This is a genomic window from Exiguobacterium sp. TDN 0502 (genome assembly GCF_050846835.1).
Taxonomy (GTDB): domain Bacteria; phylum Bacillota; class Bacilli; order Exiguobacteriales; family Exiguobacteriaceae; genus Exiguobacterium_A.
The window spans coordinates 12,425-29,809 of the sequence record NZ_JBOZGJ010000005.1; the positions used below are offsets into that span (position 1 = coordinate 12,425).

Here is a 17,385-nt window from a genome sequence, read left to right on the forward strand (position 1 = left end):
AATGACTACCACTATATAGTAACACGAAGTACTGGTTTGGACAATATAAAAACCGCCTTATTATGGGCGGTTGAAACGAAATTAAGAGATCGCAAACGTATCCCGTAATTCGATGATTGTTCCTTCGGGTGCTTTTAATTTGCTGAGATGACCATCGACGACGAAGTAGATGTTTCCGCCGTGTTTCGGTAGGAAAGGCATCCCGAGTCGTTCCAAGCGTGTTACTTCCTCTTGCAAGTCGTCCACATAAAGGGCGAAATGAACAGGACCCGCTGCTTGTTTCGTATAATCGGTGAACGGCTGACCCGATTTGGGTGTTTGCAATTCGATATAGAAGTCACCGAGACGTAACCAGCTGTTAAAGGCACGGTCATGAAAACCTGGCGATTCTTGTACGAGCGAGAACCCGAGTTGTTCATAAAATTGTTTAGATGCGACGTAATCCGTCGTCTGAATGCAGATATGATGAATTTGTTTCATGGCAGTTCCTCTTCTCTTAGATTCGTGATAGAAATCGACGTTATTAGTATAACGGAATAGAGCTGAATTTTAAAAAAAGGTTATATCCTCCGAACGTTAGGGAAACGTTATCTAACTTACTGAAGTAACTAGAGGAGGAACGGTTTTGGCAGATTACAAAAAGGACAGCATCAGCCTGAGAGGTGCAGTCGGTCTTGGGACCAGTGTCATGATCAGTGCCGGTATCTTTGCCTTGCTTGGTCAGGTTGCAAATCTTTCGGGATCTTGGTTACCGTACATTTTTATTATCGGAGGTATCGTTACCGGATTCAGTTCTTATTCCTATATTAAGTTGAGTAATGCCTTTCCCTCTGCTGGAGGCATCGGCATGTTTCTTGTCAAAGCCTATGGTAAGGGAACGATTGCTGCCGCTGCAGCACTTCTGATGGCGATTTCGATGATCATCAATCAAAGTCTCGTCGCCCGGACATTCGGGACGTATTTGTTACAGCTCGTTCCCGGGCAACAATCGAATTTTTGGATTCCCGCACTCGGCGTTGTATTACTGGTCGGAGCATTCATCGTCAACATCTCAGGGAATTCGTTCATCCAGACGTTTTCATTAATCACGTCAGCACTAAAAATCGGAGCACTCGTCTTGTTCGGAATCCTGATCCTATCGATTGGCGGATTTGAGCTGGACGGTCCGAAAGTAACGGCAGAGGGTCCGATTACTAATTACGTAGCGGCTGTCGCGTTAACGATTCTTTCTTTCAAAGGGTTTACGACCATTACGAACAGCGGCTCCGAAATCAAAAATCCGAAACGAAATGTCGGCGTGGCGATCATGCTCTCGATCGTGATCAGTCTGATTGTCTATCTCCTGCTCGCCTTCGCGGTTTTATCGACATTATCGCTCGATCAAATCATTCAAGCAAAAGATTACGTGTTGGCGGAAGCCGCTCGTCCGCTACTTGGAGATAAAGGAGTCTGGTTTACGGTATCAATTGCGATTTTGGCAACGATTTCCGGAATCATCGCAAGTGTTTTTGCGGTTTCTCGCATGCTTGCGATGTTGACGGATATGCATATGATTCCGCATCGTCATTTCGGGATGCCGGGGTCGGTGCAAAAGCACACGCTGGTGTATACGATCGTTTTGGCAATGCTTTTGACCGTCTTTTTCGATCTCTCGCGAATCGCCTCGATGGGCGCTATTTTATATTTGGTCATGGATATCATCATTCATGTCGGTGTCTTAAAACATTTGCGGAAAAAGCTGCACGTCCGCGTCTGGGTCGTGACGCTAGCCATCATCTTTGACAGTATCGTGTTACTGGCATTCCTCTACTTGAAAGGGACGACGGATCCATTGATTTTGGTGGTTTCCCTTGTAAGTATCGTCGTGATTTTCATCGGCGAATTTTACTTTATTACACATACGGACCAGACGGATGAATCGAGCTGATAGGAGTGAACGATGAACAGTGAATAATGAACAAATGAATACGCTGTGCCAGGCTTTTCAAATCGGAACTTACCGACAGGATGTCCGGCAGGTTTCGGGAGGGTTGATGCACGAATTGTTTACCTTTTCGACGGATACTGGACGTTATGCCGTAAAACGTCTGAACCAGCACATCATGAAACGGGCGGATGCATACCTCAATTTCCAGTATGCCGAGGATGTGGCACATGCTGCGGCAGAGGAAATTCCTGCACTACCGGCACTTCGCAACAACGGTCCACTTTATCAAATGGAAGGCACGTATTATCTGCTTTTTCCATGGATCGTAGGAAACACCTTAGCACCTGAAGAAATACAACCGGCTCATGCTGAAACAATCGGGAACGTGTTAGCAGCATTGCATCAGTTATCACTGGATAAGTCACATTTCAAAAAACCGTCCACTTCATATGACAAGGTTGACTGGACTGCTTATATCCGGCAGGGGCGGATTCACAATCTCCTGTGGTTGGAACAGTTGCAAACGGATGAGCGACGATTACGAATGATGGAAGAGAATCTCTGCCGTTCGCTTAAAAAATTGGGAAACGAGCACGTCGTCAGTCATCGTGATCTGGATCCGAAAAATGTTCTATGGACAACGAACGGCCCGGTCTTAATCGACTGGGAGTCGGCAGGGTTGATTCATCGCGCCGTCGATTTATTTGAGACCGCCTGCTATTGGTCGAATCTTGGAAATGATGCGTTTGATCGTGATCGATTTTCTGCCTTTCTTTACGGCTATCAAACAGAGCAATCTTTGCCTGTCGTTGACTGGATATACGTCATTGATAGCAGCGTCCAAGGGAAGCTGGACTGGCTAACATTTAATCTGGATCGTTCACTCGGAAAACATGGTATACCTGAAGCGGAACAAACGCTCGGGACGGAGCAAGTCATTCAAACACTTGCAGAACTAAAGTGACATGATCGGGAAACATGGTACGAATGGATACAAGAGAAAACATGAACAAGGAGTACTGAGTCGATGGATTCAGTGCTCCTTTTCATAAAAATAATCTGGTCAATTCGTATTTAATGCAAGATTAAGAAGTGGAGAAGTGTATCCATCGAACAGGTCAGATCGCGTAAGTGGGATCCAAGCAACCTCGAGAATGTCTGCGTTCTCCTCAAGCGAGTGATTGACTTCAAGAAACCCACATTTTATTGTTACGAGGAAGGTATATTTTCGTTCGTCATTAAAAAGTAGTCGATCCGGATGAACAGTATATCCTGTTTCTTCGAACACTTCCCGAATACATGCTTGTTGAGGGGTTTCACCAGACTCGATTTTTCCGCCTGGAAAATTCCAGACGATGTCACCGCGTTCGATATATTGCCGCACCATCAATACGTATCCGTCCACTAATATGATCGCTTGTGAGATCATGATTGTACTGTAAAGGAATGAATCAGCTGTTCAATCGTCTCTCGCGGCGTGCGTAATGGCGTGTATCCCAGTTGCTTGATCTGATCATTCGAGAAAGTAGCTCGTTCTGCCGGACGGTCGGGTGCTTGAAAAGGCTTCCCACTCGCTGCAATCAATTTCATGCGAAAGTCTGCTTCTGGCAGATTGATATCGATCGCATTAAAGATGTCCCCATTATGCGCATTTTTTGCGGCGATCATGATCATTTCGACTAGATTATCCGTATGTACCCACGGGACTACATCGTCCGGATGCACCCAGGTAATCACATCTGCTTCTTTCATCCGCTCGACTTGTCGATCCCCCCAGTAGGATCGTTCCTCGGCACAAATCGATCCTGGGCGTAGGATGATCAAATCAGACTGCGGCGTATGCTCTCGTAACAGTCGCTCTGATTCTTGCTTCGTGTGGATGTAGACATGTTTTGATGCTGGTAACGGTGATGTTTCCGTAAAGTGTCCACGCACCACTTCCCCGTAAACGGAAGTCGTCTAGATATGGATGATGCGCTTGACACCAGTTTTTGTCGCAGCATCGGCGAGATGTTTCACACCTATGACGTTTGCTTCGTGTGCTAAGTCGGCATCATCTCCAAGATAGGCAGCACAGTGAATCAACAGATCAACGCCTTGTAGTGCTGCAAGGAGCGAAGCCGGACTACCGAGCTCACCGATGACTGGAATCACGTCATTTGATGAATCCTGATTCGCTTGTTCCTGAGAACGATAGAGTCCTCGAACTTCACGCGCTTCGTTTAGGACGCGACGCGCGACACGTGAGCCAAGCGTCCCGGTCATTCCTGTAATCAAAATCGTACTCTCGTTTAAGTTCATGAATGCTTACTCCTTTAACTCCGTTTTTTCAGCGAAACATTTCTCACAAATGAAACGACCTTCGCTTTTTAAGTAAGCTTTTACTTCCGTCATCCCGCGATGTTTCGGATAACGCATCTGAATGTAAACTTTCTCGTTTCCTTCGATCGTTTTGCCACAATGCATGCATGTCGGTTCTTTGCCAAACATCCTATCGCCCCCTAAATATTTTTATCTTCTACCTTATCGTAAAGGAAAATTAAGGGTGTTGGAAGAATAAAGTAAAAAAGGAATCTACAGGAGGATGTCTATGATCTTCATTGCTATTTTTCTCGTCGTCGGTGGAGTCGTCTGGTTCATTTCAGCACGCAGTCAGTCGAAACATCGTTCGCTCGACGATCAGGAGTATACACTGAACCAGCAAGACGTCCATCAGCAACAAAATCATCGTGATGTTTGAAGGCATGTCAAGGAGCGTCCGGTCGATTGACCGGATGCTCCTTTTTAGTGATAAATCAATGATAAGTATGGAATAAAATGTATACTAGAATAAGGTGAAAGGAGATGTGGACGATGTTAATGAAATCTCAACTACCGACAGACAATATCTTGTACGTTCAGGACGTGAAGAGTCGGATTCATTTGATTCTCGAATTAGAAGAATTGCTGCTCAAACAAAAAATCACGTATCTCCAGGACGTGACAGACTCGGACGCGACTACTACATACGAAAAAGGGCGTCAGCAACTATCAGACAAACTCGATACGTTAAGACGTTCGGTCAAACTGGATTTCCTATCGCGCGACGACGTCCCGCTCCGAACGCGAGCACGCTGGAAACAGTCACTTAGAGCGACGGGTGTGACGGAAGAGGAAGCACGTCTCATCCAAGACTATCTCCGGATTGAGGCAACGATGCTGACAAAGTCGGGAGAGCCAGTTTCAGATCTTTATGCTGCTTTATTTGACGCGGATGAGCCGACACGGAAACAAGCATTCTTATCGATTGAGGAAGCGTTCCGGACGAATGAATCTGTCATTCAACGATTATTTTCGCAACTTGTCGACTTGCGACAAGCGCGTGCTTCTGCAAGTCATCAGACGGGATACGAAGCATTGGCTTTTGCGGAGCTTGGTCGTATCGATTACACAAGCAACGACGTCGATCATTACGCTAGCATCATTCAAACATATTTTCTGCCGATTAAACAGCAATTTCAGCTCGAGCAACAAACGTTTCTTGGCAAACAGGCGCTCCATCCGTGGGACGTCCGGCAATCAGCCTATACGCAGATTGATCATCACTTGACCGGTTCTGACTCTTCATTCTTAGATAAGGCACAAGCGATTCTCGAGAATGTTCATCCGTCTTTTGCTGATCTCCTAAAAGAGATGCGCCAAGCGAATCATCTCGATATCGGGGCCTGGTCGAATAAAGCCGGCGGTGGCTTTTGCGAGTATTTACCCGTTGAACGACAATCGTTCTTGTTCATGAACCGCATGCAGACGTTCGATGATCTCGTCATCTTCATGCACGAGATGGGGCATGCCGTCCATCATGATACGATGAAAGAGACGTATGATGGGCTTCAACCGATTCCGCTCGAAGTCGGCGAATTCGCCGCCATGTCGCTTGAACTGTTGACGATGAACGAGTGGCATCAAGTGATTCCAGATCGAAAAGACGTTGCCCGAGCGAAACTCGAACAAATTCGTTCCATAGTGGAGTTTTTGCCACAAACGATCATCGTTGATCGTTTCCAGTCCTGGCTTTATGCGCACCCGGACCATCTGCCGGAAGAACGACAAGCTTCTTTTGCGCGTCTCCGGGAGACGTATGATACGGACGTCATCGATTGGTCGGAAACGCCTGATTGGAAAGGACTCGAATGGATGAGTGTCATTCATATGTTTGAGACGCCGTTCTATTACATTGAATATGCGATAGCGCAGCTTGCTGCTCTTGAGTTGTATCACCGTTTTACGAAAGATCCTGACGAAACGATAAAGGACTTCCTTGCAGCTTTAGCGCTTAGTCAAACCCATTCGATTCAAGAGGTTTATGCGAGAGCGGGTGTGTCCTTCTTACCAAGTGATGTGGGAATGAAGGAATTGCTGACATTCTTAGAAGGTCACATCGAAGTTTGGACAAAAGAATTGGAGCAATCAGACGACGGAGATGTTAAAAAGAAAAAGCCTTAATCTGGAGCGACAGATGTACAAAACGACAGGAGGATGAACATGAACACACGAAAAAACATTGTTTATGCGACATTATTCAATGCAGCTGGCAATCGATTATTGATGGTCGAGAATCGTGGCGATCACGGTGATTATTATACACTTCCAGGCGGGACGGTTGAACACGACGAAACGTTACATACGGCAATCACGCGTGAAGTACTAGAAGAGACAGGATTTACCATCATTCCAGGGGATATCGTTCATGTGGCGGAAGCATTTTTTCCGCAAGCGGGCGAACATTGTCTGTTTTTCTTCTTCGCGGGTGAGATTACGACAGGGCAGTTAAAAACGAATGTCCCGGAAGAAATCTCTGGACTCGTCTGGATGGACCGTGAGGAAGCGTTCAAACATCTCAATCTGCCGGAAACATCAAAAGAATCGCTCTTTTTCGGTCGAACGGTCCCCTATGATTTTGCCGGAGAAATCGTTCATACGTAATCAAGTGTTCCCTGACGTACTAAAGCGACTCGATTTCGGGTACAACACTACAGGAGCATTACCCGAAATTCTTAGAAAGTCAGGTGAACACACAGTATGTCGATTCTTACGTTTCACGAAGTCAGCTATCAACACATCTTACACGAAATAACCGGTGAGTTCCGCGAAGGTGTCATCACGACACTTGTCGGACCGAGTGGTGCCGGAAAATCCACGACATTGAAACACATCAATGGACTTATCTCACCGGATACCGGCGAAATTTGTTTTCGAGGCGAACCACTCGAGCAAATGAATCTGCTCGATGTCCGCAAACGAATCGGAATGGCGTTTCAAAGTGCGCCGATGATTCCCGGTACCGTCTACGACAATATTAATTTACCAAAATCAATCTTCGGAGAATCGTTACCTCGCGAAGAAGCGGAAAAGTTACTGCAACAAGTCGAACTATCCGTCGAACTCGATCGCCCGGTCAAAGACTTATCGGGTGGGGAACGAAGTCGACTCGGTATTGCGCGGACACTCGTCAATCGACCGGATGTTTTGTTGCTCGACGAAATCACGGCAAGCCTTGATTACCGGATGGTGCAGGAGATTGAGAAATTAATCCTCGACCTACAGCAGGAGTTGCAGACGACGATCATTTGGATTACCCATGACTTGGAGCAAGCGAAGCGGGTCAGCGACGACGTCTGGTTTTTAAAGGACGGGCGATTGATTGAGTATGGTGCCTTTAAAGAGCTTGTTTCAAGTGGTCAAGCAGAGACACAAGCGTTCTTAAAGGGGGAATCGGAATGAGTTACCTTCAACTGGCGACATCGCTGATCTTCATTCTGATTCCCCTCGTTTTAGCGCGGACGTTACGGCTTGGTTTAGAAAAGGACATCATCATCGCAACCGTTCGATCGATTGTACAACTGTTGATCATCGGTTATATTCTGACGTTCGTCTTTGAAAGCGGTAGTCCAATTTTCATGTTACTGATGATTCTGTTGATGATTGGTGCAGCGACACTGAACGTCATCCGTAAAGGGGACGGGATTCCTGGTATTCAATGGATCATCTTGTTCACACTGATTGCTGTCGAAGCATTGACGATGGGCATTTTGCTCGGATTACAGATCATTCCGTTCGAAGCCCAGCAAGTCATTCCAATCAGCGGGATGGTCATCGGAAACTGTATGATCTTGTCTTTATTGTTTCTCAATAAGTTCAAGGACGAGGTCGAACGGAGTGACGAGGTCATCGAACTGATTCTTTCACTCGGTGGGGATGCGAAGACCGCAATTGATACAAGCTTAAAAGGAGCAATCCGGACGAGTATGATTCCAACGATTGAAGCGCAAAAAACGATGGGACTCGTTCAACTACCCGGGATGATGAGTGGTTTGATCATCGGTGGCGCGGATCCGATGGAAGCCGTCCTCTATCAACTATTGATTCTATTCCTGATCTTAACGACGGCAGCGATGGCATCGGTCCTCGTCGGTTTTTTATCCTACCGCCGACTATTTAACGAAAAAGCACAATTCATCGGTTTGACCTATAAGAAAAAAGACACATAAGGAGTATGAGATGCAAACCTATCCCATTACAGAAGCCGACCTGCAACTGGTCGAACTAGCAACCGAAACGATTCAAAACCGCTATGCTGACGACAAACATCACGTCGCAGCTGCGTTACGGACAACAGATGGCGCAACAAAAACCGGCGTTCATGTCGAAGCCTATATCGGACGTGTAACAGTTTGCGCGGAAGCCATCACGATCGGTTCCGCCATCACGGATGGATTAACGGATTTTGAGACGATTGTTGCCGTGCGACATCCCTATTCGGACGAGACGGACCGGACGATTCGTGTCGTCAGTCCGTGCGGCATGTGTCGCGAACTGATTTCTGATTATGCACCAGACGCATTTGTCCTTTTGAATCTGGACGAACAATTGACAAAAGTCCGGATTGCGGACTTGATTCCATTAAAATATGTCAGACAGTAAAATGAAACCCCTCATCATTCGATGAGGGTTTTCATTTACTTCTAAATAATCCTTATATTGGGTATGATAGATGTTGGATAATAAAGGAGGGATGTACGTGTCAGCTTTATTAGAAGTCGAACGATTAACAAAAACCTATACACGAGGGACAGAGACGATTGAAGCGCTAAAACAAGTCTCTTTCACGTTAGAAGCAGGTGGCTTCATCGCCATCATGGGTACGAGTGGCTCCGGAAAAAGTACCTTATTGAATATTTTAGGCGCGCTTGACGCACCAACCGGTGGAACGTTGACGCTAAAGGGGACACGGCAACGGGACATTTTTGCTGAACCTGCAGCGACGCTATACCGACAGCAGCACATCGGATTCATCTTTCAGTCGTTTCATTTACTCGATGACTTGACGGTCCATGAGAATATCGCTTTACCGTTGATGCTGAAAGGAATGGATGATCAAACGATCCATCAAGAGGTTGAAACTTGGCTCAACCGTGTCGGACTGACGAAGTGGAAAAATCATCGACCGCAAGAGTTATCGGGTGGACAACAACAGCGCGTCGCGATTGCCCGTGCCTTGATCAGTCGACCGCCGATCATCTTAGCTGATGAACCGACGGGAAACCTCGATTTTAAGACATCTGCTGAAATCATGCAGTTGTTGCAAGAACTCAATCGCGAACAACAGACGAGTATCCTGCTCGTGACGCATGATGCGACAGTAGCCGCTCATGCGAAGCGGGTACTTTACTTCCATGACGGTCAGATCGTCGCTGATCAGCTGTCGACCGGAGACGTGGCACCAATTTTAGAGACATACGAGCAGTTCGTGGGGGCTGTATGAAACGACAACATCTCTTTCGACTCGCGCATCGACTGTATCGTAAAAGTCCGATGATTTTAGTGACGTCAATCGGAAGTGTCATGATTTCAATCGGTCTCGTCTTAACGATGGTGATCTTTTTGTTACATCATCAAGCAACAATCGAAACGGATCGACAGCTGACATACGGTCAAGTCGATCTGACAATCAAATATTCACCTGAAGACGAGCGAACGGACCAGACCTTGCTTGAGCAACTCCAAAAGGATAAAAATCTCTTACGCGCAGAGCCAATCTTACAGACGACGGCGCGAATTTCTGGTCAAACGATGGCCGACGTCGAAACGATCGGTATTCAGTCGGATACGTTAACGAAAAGTTGATACCATTTCACAAACGATTTAAACCGCGGAGAAGCAATCCTGTCGGCTCGACTCGCGACGGCGCTTGACCGTACTGTCGGGCAAACGCTGCGTGTCGGAGAAGAGACGTATCAGATTCGCGAAATTCTACCGGACACCAAAACATCAGGAAACACGCAAGATCAAGTCCTGCTGTCATATGCTGATCTGCAGAAGCATCACACAAGTGAAAGTAAAGCGATCTTGCTCGATCTGAAAGAAGGGACGGATGTCGTACGCTATGCCGATAGACTCGTCCAATCGAATCCAAAGCTCCGCGTTGAGCTTGCGGAAGGACAAGCACTCTCACCGGCACTGAACGGTTACATCGGGATCTTGTCCTTATTGATTTTGGTCGTTTCCGGTTTGATCTTAATCGCAAACTTCGATTTATACTTACGCAAGCATACCGTCCAATTTGCCATCATTCGGACACTTGGGGCGACGACACGGCAACTGTTTCAGTTGTTCCTCGTTCAGTCCGGCTTGATCGTATTTGCGGGGACGATGCTCGCGATATTAGGAGGAATTTGCTTACCGTTACTTGGTCAACTTGTCTGGCCGACTGAGGGAAAGATGATCGTCTCACTCTTACTCGAACATCGTGCTTTCTTAGGGCTCGTCACATTCGGCAGTGCCTTGTTAATATTGATGTTGCTCGCGAGTACTGCTTACCGAAAACGGGATGTGTTACCACTCCACGTCTTGCGAGACAATCTGAAATCAGCGTCACGACCGACGCAACGAAAACGGCTTGTCCTCGCTAGTAGTGGGTTGACTGTCAGCTTGATCTTATTTGCTGAAGTGATTGCAAGCACGGACGGAGCGCGGGCGATGGCTTGGCTCGGTGCGACCGTTGCCTTTTTACTGTCGATGCATCTTGCAACACCCCTTCTCTTGCAGGGGATGCTTCATCGAACGGAACCAATCGTTCGACGGTTAGTGGGACCGACGAGTTTCGTCGCCTTCCGGGGCGTGTTGCCACAACTACGGAAAAATGCCTGGTTGATGCTGATCGTTCAAGTGTTGATCATCATCGTCGTCATCGGCTCGACGTTCCTTGAGACAGTACAACAAAACGAACGGAAGTACATCATCAGCCAATATCCGACAGAAGTCGTCTTAAAGAGTCGCTTGGATGAGGGAACAAAAGGGAACCCGCTGCAATTGATTCGACGGATTGAAACGGAACTACCTGGCGCCAAAGCGACCTTCCTGTCGTCTCGAAATTCCTTCGAATATAAGTCGCCGCAAGAAGATGTCTCGATCGAATACGAAGTGACGGACTATCGACGTCTTGACGTCTTAGAAGGAGAACAGACGAGTGACACAGAAGGAATCATCGTCTCACGGACCTTCGCTAAAACACACAGTCTCGAAAAAGGCGATATGTTGCCGCTCGGGCGATGGGACGGGGAACAAGAACGAAGCGTTTCGGTCGGTCAATTCCGAATCGTTGGAATTGAAAAGAAGATAGCATCCGACGTCCTCGTGGATTGGCGGAACGAGCAGCTGCGACAAGCGAACGATCATATCTTGAATGTCTACATCGACGTCCCGTCTGAGTTAAAGAAGGCGCAAGTGACCACAACATTATCAGAGATCACAGAAAGTTATCCGACATTGCAAGTGAATCGACTATCTAACGCGCTTCGCGATGCGGAGCAACAAACGACGGAGCGCTGGTTCGTCTTCTTGATTGCGCTCGTCGTCATAAGTGGTTCGGTCTGGTTCGGACTTGCGAACGCCTTACTCAGCTTCGTCAGCGGGAAACGAGGCGAGTATGCCTTGCTACGGACGATTGCATTGAAACGAAACGAGCTCCGACAGCTGACACTTGTTCAAATGCTTTTGTTCATTGGGAGCGGTGTCATCTTCGGACTGATCAGTGGTGTCGGGACGACCTTCTTCGTGACACGAATTGATGATACAGGATCATTCTATTTCAATGTACCGACGATTGCCGGAACCATTGCCGGTTTAGTAGTACTAGTCGTCGGCATCGCTTGGTTCGTCACCCGACGGAAGCAGGAAAACCTCGTTCACGAATTGAAACAGTAAGTAAGGGCAAGTGAACCGGGGGGGATCGGGATGCGAAAAACGATCGGGGCGATTTTATTACTACTGTTGATCAGCAGTGTCGGCTGGTGGATGATTTCGGATGAACGCGATGCGACCTATGAACAAATCGTTGAAATACAAGTCGTTCGACACGTGACGAAGCAGTTCGGACGCGATAATATCACTTCGGTCAAACCGTATTTCGTAGCGTCGGAATCGTCAAAATCACGGCGTCACCAGATTGCCGTCCAGCTGAAATCTGCGCCAACGGGAGAATACCGGATGTATCGTGTCTTCCGGAATAAAGTGGAATATATCGGACGGTCACGGATCGTTCGACCGAATTAAGTACGTATGTTACATCCGTTTGGGGGAATTTATTTGAAGTCAAAAGCGGAACGCGTTGCCTATATTCAGGAGGAAAAACGTCAACTCGTCAAACCACGGCTGTATAGCTCCTTGCTGTACGGCGTCAGCATCCTGTTAGTCGTCGCCAATCGGGACGTGTATTGGCCACTGTTTTTGTTGTTTGTGGCATTGGTCTGGATTGCGCGGATTCACTCGCAAGAAGTCGAACGGGATATGGCGTTGACAGAAGAACCACGGATGAAGAAGATCATTCAATGGCAGTACGTGACGGATTTCTTTTTCGTCATCTTAATGGGAGTATTCTTCCCGGTGCTCATCGTATTCGATTTACCGTTTTTCCTCAGTTTTGCCGTCTACGTCGTCCTCGCGATCGGGTTGCTACTATCCGATACGTTACTTGAACGCAATGGAAAGCGGCTCGATGCCGAACATCCGACGAAGAAGGAGTTGCGGACGTATCCGAAGTCGTGGAAAAAGATTTGAATCAAGGAGCCGGTCAACCGATCGGCTCCTTTTTGAGCATTCCTGTCGCGTCAACCATCTGCCTACCGTATGATGGAAGGGCACATGAAAAAGGAGGCCATTGTATGCTTGCCATCATCATTGGATGTATCATCGGTCTGCTCGTACCGGTTCAAACGAGTGTCAATACACGGCTCCGGGGTGTCGTTGGGTCACCGTTTCTTGCCTCGCTGATTTCGTTCACTATCGGTTCACTCTTTCTTTTTATCCTCGTCCTTCTCGTCGATGGTAATGTGACGGGTCTTGCGACAGCGGCAGACGAACCGTTTTGGATCTGGGGCGGCGGTGTACTCGGTGTCATTTATTTGACCGGGAACATCCTGCTGTTTCCACGACTCGGCGGTGTCCAAACAGTCATCATGCCGATTTTTGGTCAAGTCATCATGGGATTGTTGATTGATCACTTCGGATTGTTTAAAGCAAACGTCACACCTCTTTCGCTGACGCGGATGATCGGAGCAGTGCTTGTGTTACTCGGTGTCGTCGGAACGGTTGCGCTCGGTGACTATTTGGCGCGGCGCCATCAGAACCATCTGGAGGCTCAAGCGGATTCGTTATTCGTCTGGCGTATCCTCGGAATTCTGACCGGTATGATGAGTGCTGCCCAAACAGCCATCAACGGTCATCTCGGAACGGTTCTTGGTTCAGCCGTGAAAGGCGCATTGATCTCGTTCGTCATCGGCGTCATCACACTGCTGCTGTTGAATCTGCTCTTGCGGACGAAGTGGCAATTCGACCGGACGCAACCGCTTCCTGCCTGGATTTGGATCGGCGGGTTGATCGGAGCACTGTTCGTTGCCGGCAATGCCTTCATCGTTCCACTTGTCGGGACAGGACTCGCCGTCGTCATCGTCACGATTGGTTTATTGACCGGAAGTCTTTTGATTGACCGTTTCGGCTGGTTCGGTGCAAAAAAACAACCGGTCACGGGTGTGCAAATCGTCAGTCTGCTCGTCATGCTCGGTGGTATCGTCCTGATCCGTCTCTAAACAAACAGACCGTCTCGCGCGTAGTTGTATTTACGCGTAAGACGGTCTGTTTTAAGCTTAATTTACGTTGATCTTAACTGTAATCGTCTTTGCGAAAATGTCTCCCGATACGAACAAAACGAATTCCGTTTCGTCTGCTGGGACCTGATAGACGAGATTGACGTGTGACTTGCCTGGTGCGACGTACTTGATGCCCTGCTTCCAGGTTTTCTCATTCTTATTTTCATAATCAATCGGTTCGTAGATACCGCTGACACCGGTCAGTTGGAAACGATTCGGATAGTAGTAGCTCTCTTCACCAGCCTCAAGGTAATGGATGTCCTGATAAAACGTCGGTACCGTAATATACTGATAGCCCTCTTTTTCTTTTAATTTAAGAGAAGCAGGCGGTTGCTTCAACAACTTTCCGATCCAAAAACTCGTATTTTTTAAAGCAGGATCTCCCGGGAACGTCTTGATCGTTCCTTTCGCCATCGTTTCTTCAATCACCCCGGAAGATTCTTTTTTCGTCGCTTCAAGCTGACGTTTTGAACCGGTTAGACCATCAGAAATCTTACTTCCCGTCGTGACGACTTTTGGAGCTTTCGCTGTTGGTGTTTGTTCAACCGGATCCTCATTCGTCGCGAATAAGAAAAGCGAGAGGACACCGATGAATAACACAGCTCCGATGGATGAGAGTGCTAGTTTAAAACGACGTTCTGTTTCCTTAGAGTTGACGCTTATGTTACTGATTGCCGCGTTTGGAACGATGCGGACAGCGCGCTGTGCTGGTAAAATTGCACCGATGATTCCTGTCAGCAAGGGAATTAGAATCGTTGCAGACAAGAAACCGAGTTCCGTCGTCGGGAATTGACGGTAGACTTGCCAAATCATCACTAGGGCAAAGAGAAGACCGACGATTCCGGCGAGTAACCCTGTCAGCACACCTTCTAATAAGACGAGGCGTCGAATCAACCTGTCTTGCCAACCGGTCGCTTTTAAAACAGCAAGTTGACTGCGACGTTCATTGACGTTTTGCCAAAGGATTTCTGTCGTCGTCAAGATGGCAATCAATAGGGCAACCCCCATCGCGACATAATGCATCGTACCGACTTCCAAGGCGACATATTCACCGAGCCACGTCGCATAGAGCACCCCTTTCAAGCGGAATGTCACGAAGAGGAAGAAGATGAACAGACTCGTCGGTAAGGCGATCGCAATGATCGAAAGGAGCGTTCGTTGCCAATACGTGAAGAGTTGATTCATGCTCATACCAAAAATGGATTGTGACCGAACGAATCGCCGCGAACGAGACACTTCACCAGAACGCATGCTCTCATATGGTTTGATTCTACGGATCAACGCCATCGGAACGAGCGTCCCACCCCAGTAAATGAGTAGACCAGCAAGACCAATGAATAGAATTCGTCCCAAGGCGATCGGATGATCAGTCGTTAACCAGAACGTACCGAGAATCGACCAGGCGATTAACGCTACGAGAGATCCGAGTAGCGTCGCTTCAAGGAACAGTAATTTCGAAAGTTGACGCGGACGCCAGCCGAGAGACAACAGAATCGCGAATTCCTTTTTTCGTGCATAGAGCAGAATGATATTTGAACTAAAGACATAGACGAGCGCAACCGCGATGACGCTAGCGATGACACCCGACATGCCGACCTTCGCTTCCTGGAAAATCGTCATCGAAGAACCGAGCTTAATCCACGGTTGCTGGACCCACCCGAGGGCCGATTGTTTTTCGAGTCCTGGCAAGTACGTCAAAGCGAGCTGCGGAGAGGAACCCAGTGTGATGTCCGTGATCAGACCGGTTTTCTCCTCAATTTCTTTCGCGACGTCTTGGAGCTTTTGCTCACTCGCTGCATTCATCTGATCGACGCCTTTGACATTGACCCGAATGACAGAGATTGCTTTTTCGCCGCGAATCTTGAAAGCGGCATCGAGCGTCGTCAACATCGAAGGGGGTTTCGTCAGGAAGTCATACGGATCATTCGTCGGTTTGACATCCTTGACGGGATTAACCGGATGATCCTTCTTATCCATGACCCATTGTGCCTTTGCAGGGAAGTAGGTCTCCATCGGTAGTTCTGTCAACGGATCCTTCGATAAATTCAATTTCTTCGGATTGAAGACGCCGATATAGTTCAAACGGATCCGTGGCCAATCGTCACTCGTTTTCCCGAACATGCGTGCTTCCCGGTACATCGTTCGTTTCGCAAGTAATGAATCCGGATCGACTTTTTTCGGCTCAACCTGATAACTAAACGGCCAGCGCGACGCAAAAGGGCTTGAAATCGTCTGGTAACTGATCGGTGACGGTTTGAGGATCAGCCATTCGGAATTTCCTGACGGCAGCTCAGGAAACGAGTCCGTCATAATCTGTTTTAGCAAAGTTTTCTGAACGTCCTGCGTGGTGACTGAATACGTTTTTGCAGGATCGTCAGTCGTCTGTAGCGTCTTTAAAAACTTTTCGCCACCACGCTTCGTCACATCTTGAATCGTCTCTTGAATCGAGTCATTGATAAGCGGGAGATCTAATTTCTCATACGTATACGTCCGTGACGCATCGACATATTCCCGTTCGTTCATCAAAATGGGCATCTCAACCGTTCCGAGTTCCGGATCGACGACGTTTGCTATATCTTGTTTGTCGAAGTAACGACTATGTTTTCCGCTGACCGTCGCATCATCGAGTCCGATCAAGCGGGCTTCTGCTTCGGGGTCAATTCCGGCAACCATCGTATCGCTCCCGAATTCAAGTAACGGATCTTCACCCAAAACAGCAGGAGAGACGCCGGAGCGTGTTGCATTTTCATCCGGTGTCCAACCGGCAGCGAGATAATTAACGGTAGAGTACTTTTCGACGGTCAGACCGGTGTTCTGTTTATCGGTGATCGTCAGCTTATAGACACCGTAATCGTCAAACCGATGCGTACCAACAGGTGCAGTTGTCAAGTGGTTTCCGATCATCGCAATCGGGGCTGCGACCTCGACGTCCGTGATATCTTGGATCGTCTTATATTGTTTCATCGTGATACCGCCATCGAGACCACTCATATAGTTCGGTTCGAGTAGTTTGAGGTCTTCCGTCACACTTCGGCTATTCGGTGGACGTACGACGATATCGTAGGAAGACTTCCAACGTTTTTGCAGTTCGTCGACGACCGTTCCGTTATTTGCTTGTGTCGTTCCGATCAAATAACTCAGACCGGTACTGACGACGAGGACACCGACGAGTAATAAAATGAATCGTTCCTTATTGCGCCACCACGAATTCCAAATGAATCGTAATATGATCAGCACTTCCCTTCTCATCCTTTTCTATGTAAAAAGCGCCTGCAC

General features: G+C 47.7%; 18 protein-coding genes and 2 pseudogenes. 15 read left to right on the forward strand and 5 right to left on the reverse strand.

Annotation, left to right across the window (positions count from 1 at the left end; all coding sequences use genetic code 11):
- Positions 1–81 precede the first annotated feature (81 nt).
- Positions 82–480, reverse strand: a complete 399-nt coding sequence (locus tag ACRPK8_RS07050) for a VOC family protein (protein WP_432237569.1) — start codon at positions 478–480, stop codon at positions 82–84.
- A gap of 145 nt (positions 481–625) precedes the next feature.
- Here ACRPK8_RS07050 and ACRPK8_RS07055 point away from each other — a divergent pair, with 145 nt between their 5' ends.
- Both ACRPK8_RS07055 and ACRPK8_RS07060 read left to right on the forward strand, forming a co-directional pair.
- Positions 626–1,927 carry an APC family permease gene (locus ACRPK8_RS07055; protein ID WP_432237570.1) on the forward strand — a complete coding sequence of 434 codons (1,302 nt, stop codon included), beginning with the start codon at positions 626–628 and terminating at the stop codon, positions 1,925–1,927.
- Positions 1,928–1,946: 19 nt separating this feature from the next.
- Complete coding sequence (locus tag ACRPK8_RS07060; protein ID WP_432237571.1) at positions 1,947–2,891, forward strand: phosphotransferase; 945 nt, start codon at positions 1,947–1,949, stop codon at positions 2,889–2,891.
- A 99-nt stretch (positions 2,892–2,990) separates the two neighbouring features.
- Here ACRPK8_RS07060 and ACRPK8_RS07065 read toward each other — a convergent pair whose 3' ends face one another.
- The 3 genes and pseudogenes from ACRPK8_RS07065 to ACRPK8_RS07075 form a co-directional block, all read right to left on the reverse strand.
- The gene (locus ACRPK8_RS07065; protein WP_432237572.1) at positions 2,991–3,356 is read right to left on the reverse strand and encodes an NUDIX hydrolase; all 366 of its coding nucleotides are present in this window, start codon (positions 3,354–3,356) and stop codon (positions 2,991–2,993) included.
- Positions 3,353–4,228: pseudogene (locus ACRPK8_RS07070) on the reverse strand (NAD-dependent epimerase/dehydratase family protein). Before ACRPK8_RS07070 ends, ACRPK8_RS07065 begins: the two are co-directional and overlap by 4 nt.
- Positions 4,229–4,234: 6 nt before the next feature.
- Positions 4,235–4,417: a Fe3+ hydroxamate ABC transporter substrate-binding protein gene (locus ACRPK8_RS07075; protein ID WP_432237573.1), complete on the reverse strand. Its 183-nt coding sequence runs from the start codon at positions 4,415–4,417 to the stop codon at positions 4,235–4,237.
- 100 nt (positions 4,418–4,517) lie between these two features.
- Here ACRPK8_RS07075 and ACRPK8_RS07080 point away from each other — a divergent pair, with 100 nt between their 5' ends.
- The 13 genes and pseudogenes from ACRPK8_RS07080 to ACRPK8_RS07140 all read left to right on the forward strand — a co-directional run bounded on the left by ACRPK8_RS07080 (position 4,518) and on the right by ACRPK8_RS07140 (position 14,049).
- Positions 4,518–4,667, forward strand: coding sequence for a hypothetical protein (locus tag ACRPK8_RS07080; RefSeq protein ID WP_432237574.1), 150 nt, complete (start codon positions 4,518–4,520; stop codon positions 4,665–4,667).
- Positions 4,668–4,780: 113 nt separating this feature from the next.
- The gene (locus tag ACRPK8_RS07085) at positions 4,781–6,409 is read left to right on the forward strand and encodes a M3 family metallopeptidase (RefSeq protein ID WP_432237575.1); all 1,629 of its coding nucleotides are present in this window, start codon (positions 4,781–4,783) and stop codon (positions 6,407–6,409) included.
- Between the two features lie 39 nt (positions 6,410–6,448).
- Positions 6,449–6,889: an NUDIX domain-containing protein gene (locus tag ACRPK8_RS07090; RefSeq protein ID WP_432237576.1), complete on the forward strand. Its 441-nt coding sequence runs from the start codon at positions 6,449–6,451 to the stop codon at positions 6,887–6,889.
- A gap of 96 nt (positions 6,890–6,985) precedes the next feature.
- Positions 6,986–7,687, forward strand: coding sequence for an ABC transporter ATP-binding protein (locus ACRPK8_RS07095; protein ID WP_432237577.1), 702 nt, complete (start codon positions 6,986–6,988; stop codon positions 7,685–7,687).
- The gene (locus ACRPK8_RS07100; RefSeq protein WP_050677271.1) at positions 7,684–8,454 is read left to right on the forward strand and encodes an ABC transporter permease; all 771 of its coding nucleotides are present in this window, start codon (positions 7,684–7,686) and stop codon (positions 8,452–8,454) included. The genes ACRPK8_RS07095 and ACRPK8_RS07100 overlap by 4 nt, the downstream gene beginning before the upstream one ends.
- Positions 8,455–8,464: 10 nt before the next feature.
- Entirely contained in the window at positions 8,465–8,887 is a 423-nt protein-coding gene (locus ACRPK8_RS07105) for a cytidine deaminase (RefSeq protein WP_432237578.1), read from the forward strand.
- A 91-nt stretch (positions 8,888–8,978) separates the two neighbouring features.
- Positions 8,979–9,728: an ABC transporter ATP-binding protein gene (locus ACRPK8_RS07110; protein ID WP_432237579.1), complete on the forward strand. Its 750-nt coding sequence runs from the start codon at positions 8,979–8,981 to the stop codon at positions 9,726–9,728.
- Entirely contained in the window at positions 9,725–10,090 is a 366-nt protein-coding gene (locus ACRPK8_RS07115) for a hypothetical protein (RefSeq protein ID WP_432237580.1), read from the forward strand. Before ACRPK8_RS07110 ends, ACRPK8_RS07115 begins: the two co-directional genes overlap by 4 nt.
- A gap of 33 nt (positions 10,091–10,123) precedes the next feature.
- A pseudogene (locus ACRPK8_RS07120) lies at positions 10,124–10,762 on the forward strand (ABC transporter permease); the annotation flags it as partial.
- Complete coding sequence (locus ACRPK8_RS07125; protein WP_432237739.1) at positions 10,760–12,169, forward strand: ABC transporter permease; 1,410 nt, start codon at positions 10,760–10,762, stop codon at positions 12,167–12,169. The pseudogene ACRPK8_RS07120 and the gene ACRPK8_RS07125, both read left to right, overlap by 3 nt.
- A gap of 30 nt (positions 12,170–12,199) precedes the next feature.
- Positions 12,200–12,517: a hypothetical protein gene (locus ACRPK8_RS07130; protein ID WP_432237581.1), complete on the forward strand. Its 318-nt coding sequence runs from the start codon at positions 12,200–12,202 to the stop codon at positions 12,515–12,517.
- A gap of 33 nt (positions 12,518–12,550) precedes the next feature.
- The gene (locus tag ACRPK8_RS07135; RefSeq protein ID WP_432237582.1) at positions 12,551–13,021 is read left to right on the forward strand and encodes a hypothetical protein; all 471 of its coding nucleotides are present in this window, start codon (positions 12,551–12,553) and stop codon (positions 13,019–13,021) included.
- A gap of 104 nt (positions 13,022–13,125) precedes the next feature.
- A complete protein-coding gene (locus ACRPK8_RS07140) occupies positions 13,126–14,049 on the forward strand; it encodes a DMT family transporter (protein ID WP_432237583.1) in 924 nt (307 codons plus the stop codon).
- A 57-nt stretch (positions 14,050–14,106) separates the two neighbouring features.
- On the opposite strand, the gene ACRPK8_RS07145 is transcribed toward ACRPK8_RS07140, so the two are convergent.
- The gene (locus ACRPK8_RS07145; RefSeq protein WP_432237584.1) at positions 14,107–17,346 is read right to left on the reverse strand and encodes an FtsX-like permease family protein; all 3,240 of its coding nucleotides are present in this window, start codon (positions 17,344–17,346) and stop codon (positions 14,107–14,109) included.
- Positions 17,347–17,385 lie beyond the last annotated feature (39 nt).